The organism is Brevundimonas sp. RM1 (genome assembly GCF_052907225.1).
In genome coordinates this window covers 276201-288990 of the sequence record NZ_JBRERY010000003.1, presented here as the reverse complement: position 1 = coordinate 288990, position 12790 = coordinate 276201, and the positions used below count along the sequence as shown (strand labels likewise).

The window sequence follows — 12790 nt, the reverse complement described above, 5'->3', positions numbered from 1 at the left end:
GCGCGCCTCAAGGGTGCGTCTGGCGGTGAGTCGTCAGATTCTGCTGCAGATTGCCGTAGCGCCCCTGCTGGCTCAGGTTGACGTCTGCGTCGCCCGGCTGACCGGACTGCACGCCGTTCGCCCGGTCGCGCCGATCGGCGGCGACCTCATCCTTCAGCTGGGCGCCGCGATCGGCGAAGCTGCGTTGCTCCCTGGGCGGCTGTGGGGCCCTGGTCATGGCGTCTCTCCTTCGAGGTCGCGCCCTCCCGCACCATGAAAACGGCCCCCCGCCGGGCCCGTTCCCCGAAAAACCCCGGTCCGCGTCCGCTCAGCCGGCGTCCAGGCCGATGTCGAGCTGCATGACCGAATGGGTCAGGGCGCCCACGGAGATGACATCCACCCCCGTCGCGGCGATGCCTGCGACGGTGCTCAGGTTCACCCCGCCCGACGCCTCCAGCACCACCGGCCCGAAGGCGCTGTCGCGCACCCGCCGCACCGCCTCGGCCATGTCGTCCAGGCTGAAGTTGTCCAGCATGACGACGTCCGGCCGCTCGGGCAGCACCTCGTCCAGCTGATCCAGACTGTCGACCTCGACCTCGACCTTCATCAGGTGGGGGGCGAAGGCCCTGGCGCGGCGCACCGCCTCGCCCGCCCCGCCGCAGACGGCGACGTGGTTGTCCTTGATCAGGATGGCGTCATCCAGACCGAAGCGATGGTTCAGCCCGCCGCCGCAGGCCACCGCGTGCTTCTCCAGCGCGCGCAGCCCCGGCGTCGTCTTGCGCGTGTCGGCGATGCGGGCCTTCGTCCCCGCGACCGCCTGCACATAGGTCCGCGTCAGGGTGGCGATGCCGCACATCCGGCCCAGCAGGTTCAACGCCGTCCGCTCGGCCGCCAGCAGGGCGCGGGCGTTCGCCTCGACCGCGACCAGCACCGCTCCGGCCTCGAACGCCTCGCCGTCGGCGACCTTCACCGTCACCGTCGCCTGCGGGTCCAACGCGTGGGCGGCGATCCGCGCGACCGCCCCGCCGGCCATCACCCCCGCCTGACGCGCTGAAAACACGGCGCTGAAGCGGGCGTCCTCGGGGATGCAGGCCTGCGCCGTCACATCGCCGGTGCGGCCCAGATCCTCAGCCAGCGCCATGCGCACCACGGGCTCGATCAGCAGGTCCGGCAAGGTTCGGGTCACGGAAACGTCCTTCGTCATTCAGATCACGGCCGCCAGGGCGGCGAGCGTCGCCGCCTCGGCCTCTTCGTCGCGCGCCGGCGCCGGCGCTGCGCGCATCCGCGTGTGCTCGGCCCTCGGCAGACTGTCGGGGAAGTCGCGGCGATAGTGGCCGCCCCGGCTTTCGCGCCGGTTCAGCGCCCCTTCGGCGACCAGCCGCGCCGCCGCCAGGCACGCCGCCGTCGGATGGGCCTTCGCCAGGTCGTCGATCAGGGCCAGCAGCGCCGTCAGCCCCGCCTCGTCCCGCACCACGCCCGCATGGCGCGTCATGGCGGCGCGCAAGGCCGCCAGCGCCTCGGGCGGCAAATCCGTCATCGCCTGCGCCGCCGCCAGCGGCCGCCGCTCGGGCTGGACCTCGGCCGCCGCCGCCCGGCCCGCGCGCCGCCCGAAGGCGCCCGCCTCCAGCAGGGAGTTGGACGCCAGCCGGTTGGCCCCATGCACCCCCGTCGCCGCGCACTCGCCGATGGCGAACAGGCCGGGAACCGTGGCGCGCCCCTCGTCGTCGGCGACGATCCCGCCCATGTGATAGTGGGCCGCCGCCGCCACGGGGATCGGGCTGACGCGCGGGTCCAGCCCCGCCCTCATGCAGGCGGCGAAGACAGCCGGAAACTCATGCGGAAAGGCCTCGCCCACCGCCTTGGTCGCGTCGAGGAAGGCCCCGCGCCCCTCGACCCGCGCCGCGTGCACCGCCCGCGCCACGATGTCCCGCGGCGCCAGATCGGCGTCGGGATGATCGCCCAGCAGGAAAACGCCGCGCCCATCGACCAGCCGCGCCCCCTCGCCGCGCAGGGCCTCGGTCGCCAACGGCGCCGGGTCCAGTCCCACGTCGATCGCCGTCGGGTGGAACTGCACGAACTCGGGGTCCAGAATCTCGGCTCCCGCCTGCCAGGCCAGCGCCAGCCCCTCGCCGCGCAGGGCCGACGGGTTGGTGGTCGCCTCGAACAGGCCGCCGATCCCGCCGGTGGCCAGCACCACGGCGGGCGCGAACACCTCGTCCAGACGGCCGCCGCGCCGCTCGATCACCGCGCCGCGCACCCGTCCATCGATGTCGCGGATCAGGCCGCGCAGCCGCCCGTTCTCCCAGATCTCCATGGCCTTCGTCGCCCGCGCGGCGGCGACCACGGCCGACAGTATGGCCCGGCCCGCGCCGTCGCCGCCCACCCGCGCCACGCGCGGCAGGCTGTGCGCCGCCTCCAGACTGACCGAGAAACCGCCGTCGTCGTCGCGGTCGAAGGGCGCGCCCAGCGCCGCCAGCCACTCGACCGTCTCACGTCCCCGCATCGTCAGGGCGCGCGCCGCCTCGGCCTCGACCAGACCCGCGCCCGCGCCTTCGGTGTCCTTGGCGTGCAGCGCCGCGCTGTCCTGCGGCGACAGGGCCGCCGCCATCCCGCCCTGCGCCCAGGCCGAGGAGCAGGCGTTCAGCAACGGCTCGGGCGTCACCACCAGCACCTTGCCGTCCGCCCCCAGCGTCTCGGCCGCTTCCAGCGCCGCCGACAGGCCCGCCAGCCCGCCGCCGATGATCAGAGGACCGTCATGCCGGATGCGCGCCATTCGCCTAGCGGCCTCCCAAGCCGAAGAACCGCAGGCCCATCTCGAAGGCCGGTTCGACCGCCCCGCCCGTCAGCGGCAGCAGAGCGCCGATCGCCGCCGCCGCGCAGACCACGGCCGTCAGCAGATAGAGGGCCAGGCTGCGCCCCGCCTCGGGCCAGCTCAGCTGTCCCCACGCCGCGCGCCAGACGCCGCGCTTCAGATGGCCGAACACCGCCAGCCCCAGAAACACCGCCAGGATGAACCGCCCTGTCGACACGCCCCACCACACGGCCAGGCCGCCGATGAGCAGCAGCACCACCTGCTCCAGCCGCGGATGCACTCGCGTCAGCACCGGCCCCAGCGCCTTGGACCCGTCCAGCGGCGGCGCAGGCAGCAGGTTCAGCAGATTGATCATGGCGATGAAGAAGGCGCCCATCAGCCATTCCGGCGACTTCATCGCCAGACCCACGGCCACGAAGGGGATCATGGCCAGCAGGCCGAACGCCGGCCCCGCCAGCGACACCAGCACCCCGTGCCACTCGCTCTTCGGCTCCCGCTGGCCCTTCGCCAGCCCGCCCAGGAAGGGGATGATGTAGATGCGCGCCGGCCCCATGCCGACCCGGTTCATCGCCAGCACATGGCCGTACTCGTGCACGAACAGGCCGAACAGCACCGCCCCCGCCACGACCCAGCTGCCGGTCAGGAACCACAGGAAACCCGCCATCAGCAGGGTCGAGACCACCGCCCAGACAGGGTGCTGCCCCTTGTCCTCCTGCGACGGCGCCTCATGGCGCGCGCTGTAGCGGGTCGCCTCGCGCGCAGGCTCAGGCGCAGACTTCGACCCGTCGCGAGACCCCCAAGGCCCCTCGACGCTCATCCTTCTCCCCTCGGGGGAGAAGGTGGACGGCGGAGCCGGACGGATGAGGGGGACGCCAGCCACACCCTCGCCGTCTCACCCATATCCGACAGCCCCCTCATCCGAGGCGCTGCGCGCCCCACCTTCTCCCCCGAGGGGAGAAGGATTGCGGACAGGGCCATCAGATCAGCTCCACATCGACATGATGCCGCGCCTTGACCAGGTCATAGCGCGCGGGCTTCGACGGCGGCGGCAGGTCGATCATCCGCTGCACCGCCAGGCGCGCCTTCTCCAGCATCTCTTCCGGCACCGTCACCTCGAACTGCATGTGCAACAGGCAGTCGCGGATGTTCTCCAGCGTGATGCGCTTCATGTGCGGGCACAGGTTGCAGGGGCCGACGAACTCCACCTCGGGCACGTCGCCCTTGATGTTCGAGGCCATTGAGCATTCGGTGATCAGCACCACCCGCCTGGGCCGACGTTGCTCGACATATTCGGTCATGGCGGCGGTCGAACCGGCGAAGTCGGCCGCGCGCAGGATCTCTTCAGGGCATTCGGGGTGGGCCAGCACCTCGGCGTCCGGCCAGGCGTCGCGCATGTCGGCGATGTCCTGCGTGGTGAAGCGCTTGTGCACCTCGCAATGGCCCGCCCAGGCGATGATGCCCACCGTCGTCTGGGCCGCCACGTTGCGCGCCAGATACTCGTCGGGGATCAGGATGACCTTGTCGACGCCCCATTCCTTGGCCGCCCATTCGACGACCTGAACGGCGTTGGCGCTGGTGCAGCAGATGTCGGTCTCGGCCTTCACATCGGCCGTGGTGTTCACATAGGTGACGACCGGCAGACCCGGATGCCGCTCCTTGATCAGCCGCACGTCCGCCGCCGTGATCGAGGACGCCAGCGAACAGCCCGCGCGCAGGTCGGGGATCAGCACCGTCTTGTCCGGCGACAGGATCTTGGACGTCTCGGCCATGAAGTGAACGCCCGCCTGAACGATCACCTTGGCGTCCGAGCGCGCGGCCTCCTTGGCCAGCCCCAGGCTGTCGCCGACATAGTCGCCCACGCCGTGAAAGATCTCGGGCGTCATATAGTTGTGGGCCAGGATGACCGCGTCACGCTCGCGTTTCAGCCGGTTGATCTCGCTGATCAGCCGGGCCTGCTCGGGCCATTCCAGCGGGGTGACGTGGTCCTTGACCTTCTCCCACACCGGAGCGGTTTCTTCCGCCAGTTCCTTCGACAGACCGAAAGCGCCGTCCGCCATCGTCCCTACTCCCTATCGGCCGTCTGCGCGGCCCCGACTTATGCTCAAACTTAGCATAAGCAGGCGCAATGTAGGCTCTTCCGCACACGGCGCAAGGGAAATCGGCTCAGTCTTCCAGGGTGAACAGGGCGTCCAGCGGCGCGCCCAGCGCCTGCGCCAGCGTCAGGGCCACCAGCACCGACGGGGTGAAGACCCCGTTCTCCACCGTGTTCACCGTCTTGCGCGACAGCCCGGCCCGGTCGGCCAGTTCCTGCTGCGTCAGGCCCGCCGCCGTGCGGACAGCCTTCAGCTTCACGACCAGACGCGGATCAGCCACCGGCGGCCCGCCGGTCCAACTGCCAGTAACGCAGCCCCGCCGCCGAGGCCGTGACGAACATCAGCCCCGGCATGGCCGCCACAGCCGCCTGCGGCTTCCACAGGCCCAGGGCGAAGACGACCACCATCCCCGCCAGCGCCACGCCCAAAGCTGCGTTCAGCGCCGAACGTCTGAATGACAGGGTGAGTTCGTCCTCCAGCAGCCGCTTCAGCCTTCTGTCCGCGCGAATGTCGAAACCCGTGACCATCGACAGCAACAAGCCGGAAACCACCGGCGACAGTGCAGCCATGTGCCAATCGCCCGAATCCCCCTGCCCTCCGGCGATAGCCCACGCGGACTTCGTGCCCAGATAAACGAGAATGAGCGACGACAACGGCATGGTCGCCATCGCCACGGCGCGCTTCTTCTGAACGCGGTCGCGATAGCCTTCCTTGGCGCGCTCCACCCGGATGGTGTCGGAATCTGGCCCATTGTGCATTCCGAGCACCGCCGAAGCGACGACAGCGCAGAGTCCGAGCAAGGCCAAGATAGCTCCAACGGTCGCTGCGTGCTCTTCGCTACGCTGGGCCAGAAATACACCGCAGAAAGCAACTGCAAGACCAACACCGCCCAGCGCCGCGATCATCCGCAGCCGCCGCACCCGCCGTCGCTCATTCATCTTCGCCCGCTTCAGCTCGTCGTCCATCGGCCCCTCCGGTGATACCTGCAGGTTACATATCACCTATGGGTTACATCGCAAGCCCAAGCTTCCTTCTCCCCTTGTGGGAGAAGGTGGCTCGCGCAGCGAGACGGATGAGGGGTCTCGCCCCGCCTTCCATTGAGCGAAAGCCCAGTGCTCAAGGTTGAGAGACCCCTCATCCGACGGCCTTCGGCCGCCACCTTCTCCCACAAGGGGAGAAGGGCCAATTCGCAATTTTCGTTCTCATGCGCCGCAGCATCGCCTAGACCGGGACACGCTTCATCCTCCCCTGCGCCGCCTGACCGAGATCATCGTGCAAGATACTGTCCGCCGCATCCTGACCGCCCGCGTCTATGACGTGGCCGAAGAGACCCCGCTCGATCCGCTGAAGCGACTGTCGGCGCGGATCGGGCGCCCCGCCCTGCTGAAGCGCGAGGATCTGCAGCCGGTCTTCTCGTTCAAGATCCGGGGCGCCTACAACCGGATCGCGGCCCTGAGCGAGGCCGAGCTGGCGCGCGGCGTCATCTGCGCCTCGGCGGGCAATCACGCGCAGGGGGTGGCGCTGGCGGCGGCCAAACGCGGAGCGGCGGCGACCATCGTCATGCCGACCACCACGCCGGGCATCAAGGTGGCGGCGGTTCAGGGCCTGGGCGGCCAGGTGGTGCTGCACGGCGAAAGCTTCGACGACGCCTACGCCCATGCCCGCGCGCTGGAGAAACAGACCGGCGCCGCCTTCGTCCACCCCTTCGACGACCCCGACGTCATCGCGGGACAGGGCACGGTCGGGCTGGAGATCCTGCGCCAGCACCCTGACCCGATAGACGCCGTCTTCATCCCCATCGGCGGCGGCGGGCTGGCGGCGGGGGTGGCGGCCATCGTCCGTTTCTTGCGGCCCGAGACGCGGCTGATCGGCGTCGAACCCGCCGAGGCCCCGACGATGAAGAGCGCCATCGAGGCCGGGCGCGTGGTCGATCTGGATCAGGTCGGCCTGTTCGCCGACGGGGTGGCGGTGCGCCGCGCCGGGTCCGAGACCTTCCGCCTGTGCCGCGACCTGCTGGACGAGATCGTGCTGGTGGACACGGACGCCATCTGCGCCGCGGTCAAGGACATCTTCGACGACCTGCGCGCCGTGGCCGAGCCGTCGGGCGCCGTGGCCCTCGCCGGGCTCAAGGCCTGGGCCGCGCGCCATCCCGGATCGGGAGCGTTGGTGGCGATCAACTCGGGCGCCAACGTCAACTTCGACCGCCTGCGCCACGTCGCCGAACGGGCCGAGATCGGCGAGGGCGCCGAGGCGCTGTTCGCCGTGGCCATGCCTGACCGGCGCGAGGACTATCACCGCTTCCTGCGCAGCCTCGACGGCCGCTCGATCACGGAATTCAACTACCGCTGGTCCGGCGACGGCATGGCCCAGATCTTCGTCGGCGTAGCCCTGCGCGACGGCGCCGCCGAGCGCGAAAGCCTGCTCAGGCGCCTGACCGCCGACGGCTATTCCGTCGTGGACATGAGCGACAATGAGACCGCCAAGCTGCACGTCCGCCACATGGTCGGCGGCCGCACCATCGGCCTGCCGCACGAGCGTCTGCTGCGCTTCGAATTCCCCGAACGGCCGGGCGCCTTCCTGCGCTTCCTCAACAGCCTGCAGCCCGCCTGGGCCCTGACCCTGTTCCACTATCGCAACCACGGCGACGACGCGGGCCGGGTGCTGGCGGGGGTCAGCGTCCCGCCGGATCAACAGGCGGCCCTCAGCGCGGCGCTGGACGAACTGGGCTACCCCTACGTCGACGAGACCGACAACCCGGCCTGCCGCCTGTTTCTGGACGGGGCGGCCTAAACCGTCCCCGTCACTCTCGCGCTTGACCCCGCGCCTACGCCCGGCTGATCGCCTCTGCGATTTCCTCGGCGGGGCGGCCGGCCAGATCCTTGGCGATCTCGCCGACCAGGCGCTGCTCCAGCGTCTTGTGCCAATGCTTGCGCAGCTGGCCCAGGGTCTTGGGCGCGGCGACGACGGCCAGGGCCTCGATCTTGTTGGTCAGGGCCATGTGGTTCAGCGCCTCGGCCACGCCCATGGCGAAGCCGTCCTCGGCCTGGGTGTCGTTGTCGGGGTTGGCGTCGCTGGAACGGCGGCCCGGCGCGCCGGACAGGCGTTCGGGGATCTCGGGCGTCGCCATCGGCTTGAGCTGGATGTCGAGGTTGTGGCCGGTGTTGCGGAACAGGCTCAGCTTCTCGCCGTCGGCGACGGCGACCAGGGCCCCGTTGGGCAGGTTCATCATCAGACTCCCGAAATGAGCGCCGAAAGGGAGGGCGCTGTCAGTCTAGCGCAAACGCCCCTTGCACCGTTCCCTCCTGCGACGCTTCGTGCGCCAGCAGCCACCGCTTGCGCTCCAGCCCGCCCGCATAGCCGGTCAGGGTTCCATCAGCCCCGACGACCCGGTGGCAGGGTACGATGACGCCGATCGGATTGGCGCCGTTGGCCAGGCCCACGGCGCGCACGGCGGCGGGCTTGCCGATGGCGTGAGCCAGTTGGCCGTAGCTCCAGGTCCGTCCCGCCGGAATGGTCCGCAGCGCCGCCCAGACCGCGCGCTGGAACTCCGTGCCGCCCGTCTTCACGGCGAGGCCGTCCAACGCCGTCAGATCGCCGTCGAAATAGGCGATAATGGCGCTCCGCACGGCTTCGGGCGCCCGCCCCGGCGTCAGCTGCGCCTCGCCATAGTGGCGGGCCAACAGCTTCATCATCCGCGCCTCATAGTCGGTGAAGTCGAAGGCGCGCACGGCGCCGTCCGCGTCCGTGACCAGCAGCACCTCGCCGACCGGCGTGGCGATGCGGTCCAGGGTGAAGGTCTCAGGCTGCGTCTTTTTCATCGTCGTTCTCCATGATCGTCATGCCGTCGATCCCCGCCTCGCGCAGGTGCAGCACGCCATAGGCCCGCCAGGGCCGCCATTGCTCGGCCCGCCCCGCCAGCCGTTCGTCCTCAAGCCGATCGCTGGCCATGTCGGCCGCCTCATCGCTCCAGACACCCGGCAGGCGCAGCCCCGGCCGCGCCTTCACCAGCGGCGCCAGCACAGGGTCCGCCGACAGGTCGCGGCGGATCGCCTCGGGATCGGCCGACAGGTCGAACAGCCGCCGCACCCGCGCCAGCACCCCCGGCAGGGCCTTCAGATCATCCAGCGCCGCCGTCACCGCCAGCCGGTCGCTCGCCTCGAACCGGGCCGAGACCTCGCCCGCCGCCCCGTCCGTCGCCGGGGCCAGAACGCGGCGCCAGACCCCGCCCTCGACCGTCTCGCCGTTCGCCTTCAACGCCGCCAGCATGGCCTCAACCTCATAGGGCGGGCGATAGGGCAGGCTCAGCCGCACGCCTCCATCCCACGGCCGCTCGGCCCGCGCCCGCAGCGCCGACGGCGGCCGTCCATACAGGGCCTGAAACGTCTCATTGAAGCGCCGCACGCTGCCGAAGCCGGACGCCATGGCGACCTCGGCCATCGGCAGATCGGTTTGGTGGATCAGGGCCTTGGCCAGCAGGACGCGGCGCGTCTGGGCCACGCTGACCGGGGCGGCGCCCAGGTGCTGGCGGAACAGACGGCGCAGGTGCCGCTCGCCCACCCCTAGCCGCGCGGCCAGGGCGTCGACGTCGCCTTCATCCAGAGCCCCCGCCTCGATCAGGTTCAGCGCCCGGCTGACGGTGTTGGACGTCCCGCGCCACGCGCCCATGTCGGGCGCGGTCTCCGGCCGACAGCGCAGGCAGGCGCGAAACCCGGCCTCCTCGGCCGCCGCCGCGCTGGCGACGAAGCGCATGTTCTCGCGCTTGGGCGTCCGCGCCGGACAGACCGGGCGACAATAGATCCCGGTGGACTTCACACAGGTGAAGAAGCGCCCGTCGAAGCGCGGGTCGCGCGTCAGGACGGCCCGGTAGCAGGCATCCTGATCCAGCATGTCGCGGGCGTTTTCCATACCCGCAACATGCGCTCGCCGCGCCGCCCTGTCTCGCGGTTTTCGGACATGACGGCGCCGCAGCTCAACGGCTCACCCTTCGCGCGTCGTCGCGAGCCGCCAGACATAGGTCGCGATATTGACGACCAAGCTGATCGCCATCACCGCGAACACCCAGGTCAGCACCGTGCCCAGCGTCAGGGCCGTGCCATCCAGGTCACGACCGGCCTCGCTCACCGCGCGCAGGGCGTCCAGATTGATGTTCGTCGCCCCGCCCTCGACGCGGGCGCTCGCCGCGCCCTGGGTCAGGGTGAGCCACCACCCCGCATCGAACAGCCGCCACAGCACCCACAGCGCCGCGCCCGCCAGCGGGATCTTCAGCAGCCAGGTCAACCGCCCTTCGCGCCCGCGGATCAGGCTGACCGCGTCCACCGCCATGCCGCCGACGGCCAGGGCCAGGATGGGGCCGTAGAGGGCCGCCCACACCGGCGCCGCCTCGATCCCCACCGCGCCGCTTCTCAAGGAGAACTCGCCCAGGCCCGGAAAGCGGATCACGCCGATCCACCACATCACGAAGACGCCCCCGACGATCAGGGAGGCCAGCGCCTCCAGCCCCGGCTTGTCGTTCGCCGTCACGCCCCAGACGCGCGCGCCCTTCGGCAACCATTCGGCCTTGGCCTTCTCAGACCCCGACAGGGACGCGCCCCACTTCGCCGGATCCGCCAGGCCGAAGGCCGACAGGTCGCGCACCCGCCATTTCGTCAGCCAGGTCGGCTTGATGTCGTAATGCTCCATAATCGCCCCGGCCAGCGTCAGCGCCCCTAGCAGGGTCAGCGCTCCGGAGAAGAAGCCGTGGAAGGCCTGGCTGATCGCCCGCCCGAAATCGGCCGGCGCGCCCAGCACGCTGATCAGCAGCCCCAGCGCCTGAACCGCCGCAATGACGATCAGCCCGGCCTTGGCCCCGAACAGCCAATAGGGGAACAGCTCCGGGCCGATCAGGCTGTCCGGCCCCTTGCGATAGCGGGCGGCGACGATCAGCGGGTGGCCGATCTCGTGCAGGATCGCCTCCTTCTCCTCGTCGTTCAGCGCCCGGCCCAGCTCCTCCTCGCGCGCCTCGACGCGGCTCAGGATCAGGTCGCGTAGTTCGGCGACGATGTCCTCGCGGTCCTCGGTCGGCAGCTGCGCGGCCACGGCCTCCAGATAGCGTTCGATGATGTCCATCGCGCCCACTCCCATCCCTTTTAGAGAATCCGTTCCAGCGAGGCGTTGATGCCGCGCCATTCCTCGGTCAGGGCGGCCAGCATGGCCTCGCCCCCCGGCGACAGGACGTAGAAACGCTTCTTTCGCTTCTCCTCCTCGCGCCATTCGCTGGTCAGCAGCCCCTGCCCCTCCAGCCGCCGCAGCAGGGGGTAGAGGGTGGATTCCTCCATCTCCAGCCCGTCCGCCGCCAGCGCCTGCCGCAGGGTGTAGCCGTAGCGTTCGGTCCGCAGGCAGGCGAGCACCGCCAGGACCAGCGTCCCGCGCCGCAGCTCCAGCCGCATCGTCTCGAACAATTCCCGATCCACGTCGCCGCCTCACCTGCCGTCACATAGTGTGTGACACACAGTGTATGCGACATACTGTATGAGACTGTCAACAACCTTCGCTATCTGATTTGCGTCAGGACCGCTTGGCGCCTTCCAGGTCGTGCTTCAGCCGGTCGATCAAAGACAGGGCGTGACCAGCGTATTCGCTGATCCAGCGGTCATGAATGCGTTTGATCGGCAGGGCGTCGAGGTGGTTCCACCGCTCGCGCCCCTCCCTTCGCGCCACCACCAGACCCGCGCCTTCCAGCACCTTCAGATGCTGCATCACGGTGCAGCGGTCCATGTCGTCGAAACGCTCGCACAATCCGCCGGTGGTGACCGGGCCTTCCTTCAGGCAGTCCAGCATCTGCCGACGACGAGCATGGGCCAACGCCTTGAAAACACGATCATCTTCTGTCTCGTTTGACATGTTATTTTTTTATAACATAAACTGACCTCCTGCAAGCACGAAGGGTTCGAACATGTCCTTGGGTTTCACGGTTTCGGGGCGCATCGCCAAGCCGCCTCACGAGGTGTTCGACGCAGTGGTCAACCCGAACAAGCTGAGCCGCTATTTCACCACCCTGGGCGGCGCCAGCGCGCCGTTGACGCCAGGGGCTGTCGTCATCTGGTGGGGCTCCGTTCCCGTGGACGTCGAGGAGGTCACGCCCGATCAGCGCATCGTGCTGCGCTGGGATGCGGACACGGCTGACGGACAGCCCGCCTTCAAGACCCGCATCGTCATGGAGTTCGAGCCGCTGGACGACGGCTCGACCTTCGTCACCATCGCCGAGTCTGGATGGGCCGACGACGCGGCGGGGAAGAAGGCCTCCTTCGCCAACTGCGAAGGCTGGGCGGCCATGCTGTCGGCGATGAAGGCCTGGCTCGAATACGGCATCAACCTGCGCGAGGGCTTCTATCCCTCCGAGTTGCGCGGCGCCCTTCCCACCAGCGACAACCGGAAGTGAGCCTCCCCATGACCATCAAGATAGAAGGCGGCGTCAACATCGCCATGAAGGTGCCTGGCCACCAGCATCAGGCCGTGGTCGCCTTCTATCGCGACGTGGTCGGACTAGAGAGCATCGACGAGAAAGCGCCCGCAATCGGCTTCAAGCTCGGCCCGAACCAGCTCTGGATCGATGCCTCGGACACCATGACCCAGGCCGAGGTCTGGCTCGAACTGTTCTCCCCGGACCACAGCGCCGCCCTGCGACGGCTGGAGGACGGCGGCGCCGTACGCTGCGACCTGATCGAACCGCTGGGCGAGGCGTTTCGCGGCGGCTGGATCCTGAACCCCGCCAACATCGTGCACATGGTCCGCGAACCCGACGCCTGGTGACCTCTTCAGGACATCGACCCGTTCGCCACAAGGCGCGCACCTGCTATCGGCGGCGAAAAGGCCTCCCGGCGATCGCGACGGCGTGCGCTTTCCATCCATTTCTTCCTGACCCAAGCCC

16 protein-coding genes are annotated in these 12790 nt (G+C 69.6%); 3 read left to right on the top strand and 13 right to left on the bottom strand.

Annotated features, from left to right (window positions below; all coding sequences use genetic code 11):
• Positions 1 to 7: 7 nt before the first annotated feature.
• The 7 genes from ACU5AP_RS05170 to ACU5AP_RS05140 all read right to left on the bottom strand — a co-directional run bounded on the left by ACU5AP_RS05170 (position 8) and on the right by ACU5AP_RS05140 (position 5849).
• Positions 8 to 217: a hypothetical protein gene (locus ACU5AP_RS05170; RefSeq protein ID WP_440229524.1), complete on the bottom strand. Its 210-nt coding sequence runs from the start codon at positions 215 to 217 to the stop codon at positions 8 to 10.
• A 90-nt stretch (positions 218 to 307) separates the two neighbouring features.
• Positions 308 to 1183, bottom strand: coding sequence for a carboxylating nicotinate-nucleotide diphosphorylase (gene nadC, locus ACU5AP_RS05165; RefSeq protein WP_446680881.1), 876 nt, complete (start codon positions 1181 to 1183; stop codon positions 308 to 310).
• Entirely contained in the window at positions 1184 to 2752 is a 1569-nt protein-coding gene (locus tag ACU5AP_RS05160) for an L-aspartate oxidase (RefSeq protein ID WP_446680880.1), read from the bottom strand.
• A 4-nt stretch (positions 2753 to 2756) separates the two neighbouring features.
• A complete protein-coding gene (locus ACU5AP_RS05155; RefSeq protein ID WP_128718749.1) occupies positions 2757 to 3608 on the bottom strand; it encodes a metalloprotease in 852 nt (283 codons plus the stop codon).
• A 160-nt stretch (positions 3609 to 3768) separates the two neighbouring features.
• A complete protein-coding gene (gene nadA, locus ACU5AP_RS05150) occupies positions 3769 to 4848 on the bottom strand; it encodes a quinolinate synthase NadA (RefSeq protein WP_446680879.1) in 1080 nt (359 codons plus the stop codon).
• 106 nt (positions 4849 to 4954) lie between these two features.
• On the bottom strand, positions 4955 to 5164 hold the full coding sequence (locus ACU5AP_RS05145; RefSeq protein WP_128718751.1) for a helix-turn-helix transcriptional regulator: 210 nt from the start codon (positions 5162 to 5164) through the stop codon (positions 4955 to 4957).
• On the bottom strand, positions 5157 to 5849 hold the full coding sequence (locus ACU5AP_RS05140) for a hypothetical protein (protein ID WP_128115065.1): 693 nt from the start codon (positions 5847 to 5849) through the stop codon (positions 5157 to 5159). The genes ACU5AP_RS05145 and ACU5AP_RS05140 overlap by 8 nt, the downstream gene beginning before the upstream one ends.
• 307 nt (positions 5850 to 6156) lie before the next feature.
• Here ACU5AP_RS05140 and ilvA point away from each other — a divergent pair, with 307 nt between their 5' ends.
• Positions 6157 to 7674, top strand: coding sequence for a threonine ammonia-lyase, biosynthetic (ilvA, locus tag ACU5AP_RS05135; RefSeq protein WP_446680878.1), 1518 nt, complete (start codon positions 6157 to 6159; stop codon positions 7672 to 7674).
• Positions 7675 to 7708: 34 nt separating this feature from the next.
• Here ilvA and ACU5AP_RS05130 read toward each other — a convergent pair whose 3' ends face one another.
• The 6 genes from ACU5AP_RS05130 to ACU5AP_RS05105 form a co-directional block, all read right to left on the bottom strand.
• The gene (locus ACU5AP_RS05130; RefSeq protein ID WP_223850887.1) at positions 7709 to 8110 is read right to left on the bottom strand and encodes a host attachment family protein; all 402 of its coding nucleotides are present in this window, start codon (positions 8108 to 8110) and stop codon (positions 7709 to 7711) included.
• 40 nt (positions 8111 to 8150) lie between these two features.
• On the bottom strand, positions 8151 to 8702 hold the full coding sequence (locus ACU5AP_RS05125) for a methylated-DNA--[protein]-cysteine S-methyltransferase (protein WP_446680877.1): 552 nt from the start codon (positions 8700 to 8702) through the stop codon (positions 8151 to 8153).
• Positions 8683 to 9789: a bifunctional transcriptional activator/DNA repair enzyme AdaA gene (locus tag ACU5AP_RS05120; protein WP_446680876.1), complete on the bottom strand. Its 1107-nt coding sequence runs from the start codon at positions 9787 to 9789 to the stop codon at positions 8683 to 8685. Before ACU5AP_RS05120 ends, ACU5AP_RS05125 begins: the two co-directional genes overlap by 20 nt.
• A gap of 72 nt (positions 9790 to 9861) precedes the next feature.
• Positions 9862 to 10989, bottom strand: coding sequence for a hypothetical protein (locus ACU5AP_RS05115; protein ID WP_440229541.1), 1128 nt, complete (start codon positions 10987 to 10989; stop codon positions 9862 to 9864).
• Positions 10990 to 11009: 20 nt separating this feature from the next.
• Positions 11010 to 11309 carry a PadR family transcriptional regulator gene (locus ACU5AP_RS05110; protein WP_046652788.1) on the bottom strand — a complete coding sequence of 100 codons (300 nt, stop codon included), beginning with the start codon at positions 11307 to 11309 and terminating at the stop codon, positions 11010 to 11012.
• Positions 11310 to 11427: 118 nt separating this feature from the next.
• Positions 11428 to 11763 carry an ArsR/SmtB family transcription factor gene (locus ACU5AP_RS05105; protein WP_076223593.1) on the bottom strand — a complete coding sequence of 112 codons (336 nt, stop codon included), beginning with the start codon at positions 11761 to 11763 and terminating at the stop codon, positions 11428 to 11430.
• Between the two features lie 52 nt (positions 11764 to 11815).
• Between ACU5AP_RS05105 and ACU5AP_RS05100 the strand changes: the two genes are divergently transcribed.
• Positions 11816 to 12301 carry an SRPBCC domain-containing protein gene (locus ACU5AP_RS05100; protein WP_088410436.1) on the top strand — a complete coding sequence of 162 codons (486 nt, stop codon included), beginning with the start codon at positions 11816 to 11818 and terminating at the stop codon, positions 12299 to 12301.
• Positions 12302 to 12309: 8 nt separating this feature from the next.
• Complete coding sequence (locus ACU5AP_RS05095; RefSeq protein ID WP_446680875.1) at positions 12310 to 12672, top strand: hypothetical protein; 363 nt, start codon at positions 12310 to 12312, stop codon at positions 12670 to 12672.
• The last annotated feature ends 118 nt before the right edge of the window (positions 12673 to 12790 follow it).

What these genes read in the sequence shown, in the direction of transcription:
- ACU5AP_RS05170 (WP_440229524.1), bottom strand. Translation starts at nt 217, where the DNA reads ATGACCAGGGCCCCACAGCCGCCCAGGGAGCAACGCAGCTTCGCCGAT.
- nadC (WP_446680881.1), bottom strand. Translation starts at nt 1,183, where the DNA reads ATGACGAAGGACGTTTCCGTGACCCGAACCTTGCCGGACCTGCTGATC.
- ACU5AP_RS05160 (WP_446680880.1), bottom strand. Translation starts at nt 2,752, where the DNA reads ATGGCGCGCATCCGGCATGACGGTCCTCTGATCATCGGCGGCGGGCTG.
- ACU5AP_RS05155 (WP_128718749.1), bottom strand. Translation starts at nt 3,608, where the DNA reads ATGAGCGTCGAGGGGCCTTGGGGGTCTCGCGACGGGTCGAAGTCTGCG.
- nadA (WP_446680879.1), bottom strand. Translation starts at nt 4,848, where the DNA reads ATGGCGGACGGCGCTTTCGGTCTGTCGAAGGAACTGGCGGAAGAAACC.
- ACU5AP_RS05140 (WP_128115065.1), bottom strand. Translation starts at nt 5,849, where the DNA reads ATGGACGACGAGCTGAAGCGGGCGAAGATGAATGAGCGACGGCGGGTG.
- ACU5AP_RS05130 (WP_223850887.1), bottom strand. Translation starts at nt 8,110, where the DNA reads ATGAACCTGCCCAACGGGGCCCTGGTCGCCGTCGCCGACGGCGAGAAG.
- ACU5AP_RS05125 (WP_446680877.1), bottom strand. Translation starts at nt 8,702, where the DNA reads ATGAAAAAGACGCAGCCTGAGACCTTCACCCTGGACCGCATCGCCACG.
- ACU5AP_RS05120 (WP_446680876.1), bottom strand. Translation starts at nt 9,789, where the DNA reads ATGGAAAACGCCCGCGACATGCTGGATCAGGATGCCTGCTACCGGGCC.
- ACU5AP_RS05115 (WP_440229541.1), bottom strand. Translation starts at nt 10,989, where the DNA reads ATGGACATCATCGAACGCTATCTGGAGGCCGTGGCCGCGCAGCTGCCG.
- ACU5AP_RS05110 (WP_046652788.1), bottom strand. Translation starts at nt 11,309, where the DNA reads ATGCGGCTGGAGCTGCGGCGCGGGACGCTGGTCCTGGCGGTGCTCGCC.
- ACU5AP_RS05105 (WP_076223593.1), bottom strand. Translation starts at nt 11,763, where the DNA reads ATGTCAAACGAGACAGAAGATGATCGTGTTTTCAAGGCGTTGGCCCAT.
- ACU5AP_RS05100 (WP_088410436.1), top strand. Translation starts at nt 11,816, where the DNA reads ATGTCCTTGGGTTTCACGGTTTCGGGGCGCATCGCCAAGCCGCCTCAC.
- ACU5AP_RS05095 (WP_446680875.1), top strand. Translation starts at nt 12,310, where the DNA reads ATGACCATCAAGATAGAAGGCGGCGTCAACATCGCCATGAAGGTGCCT.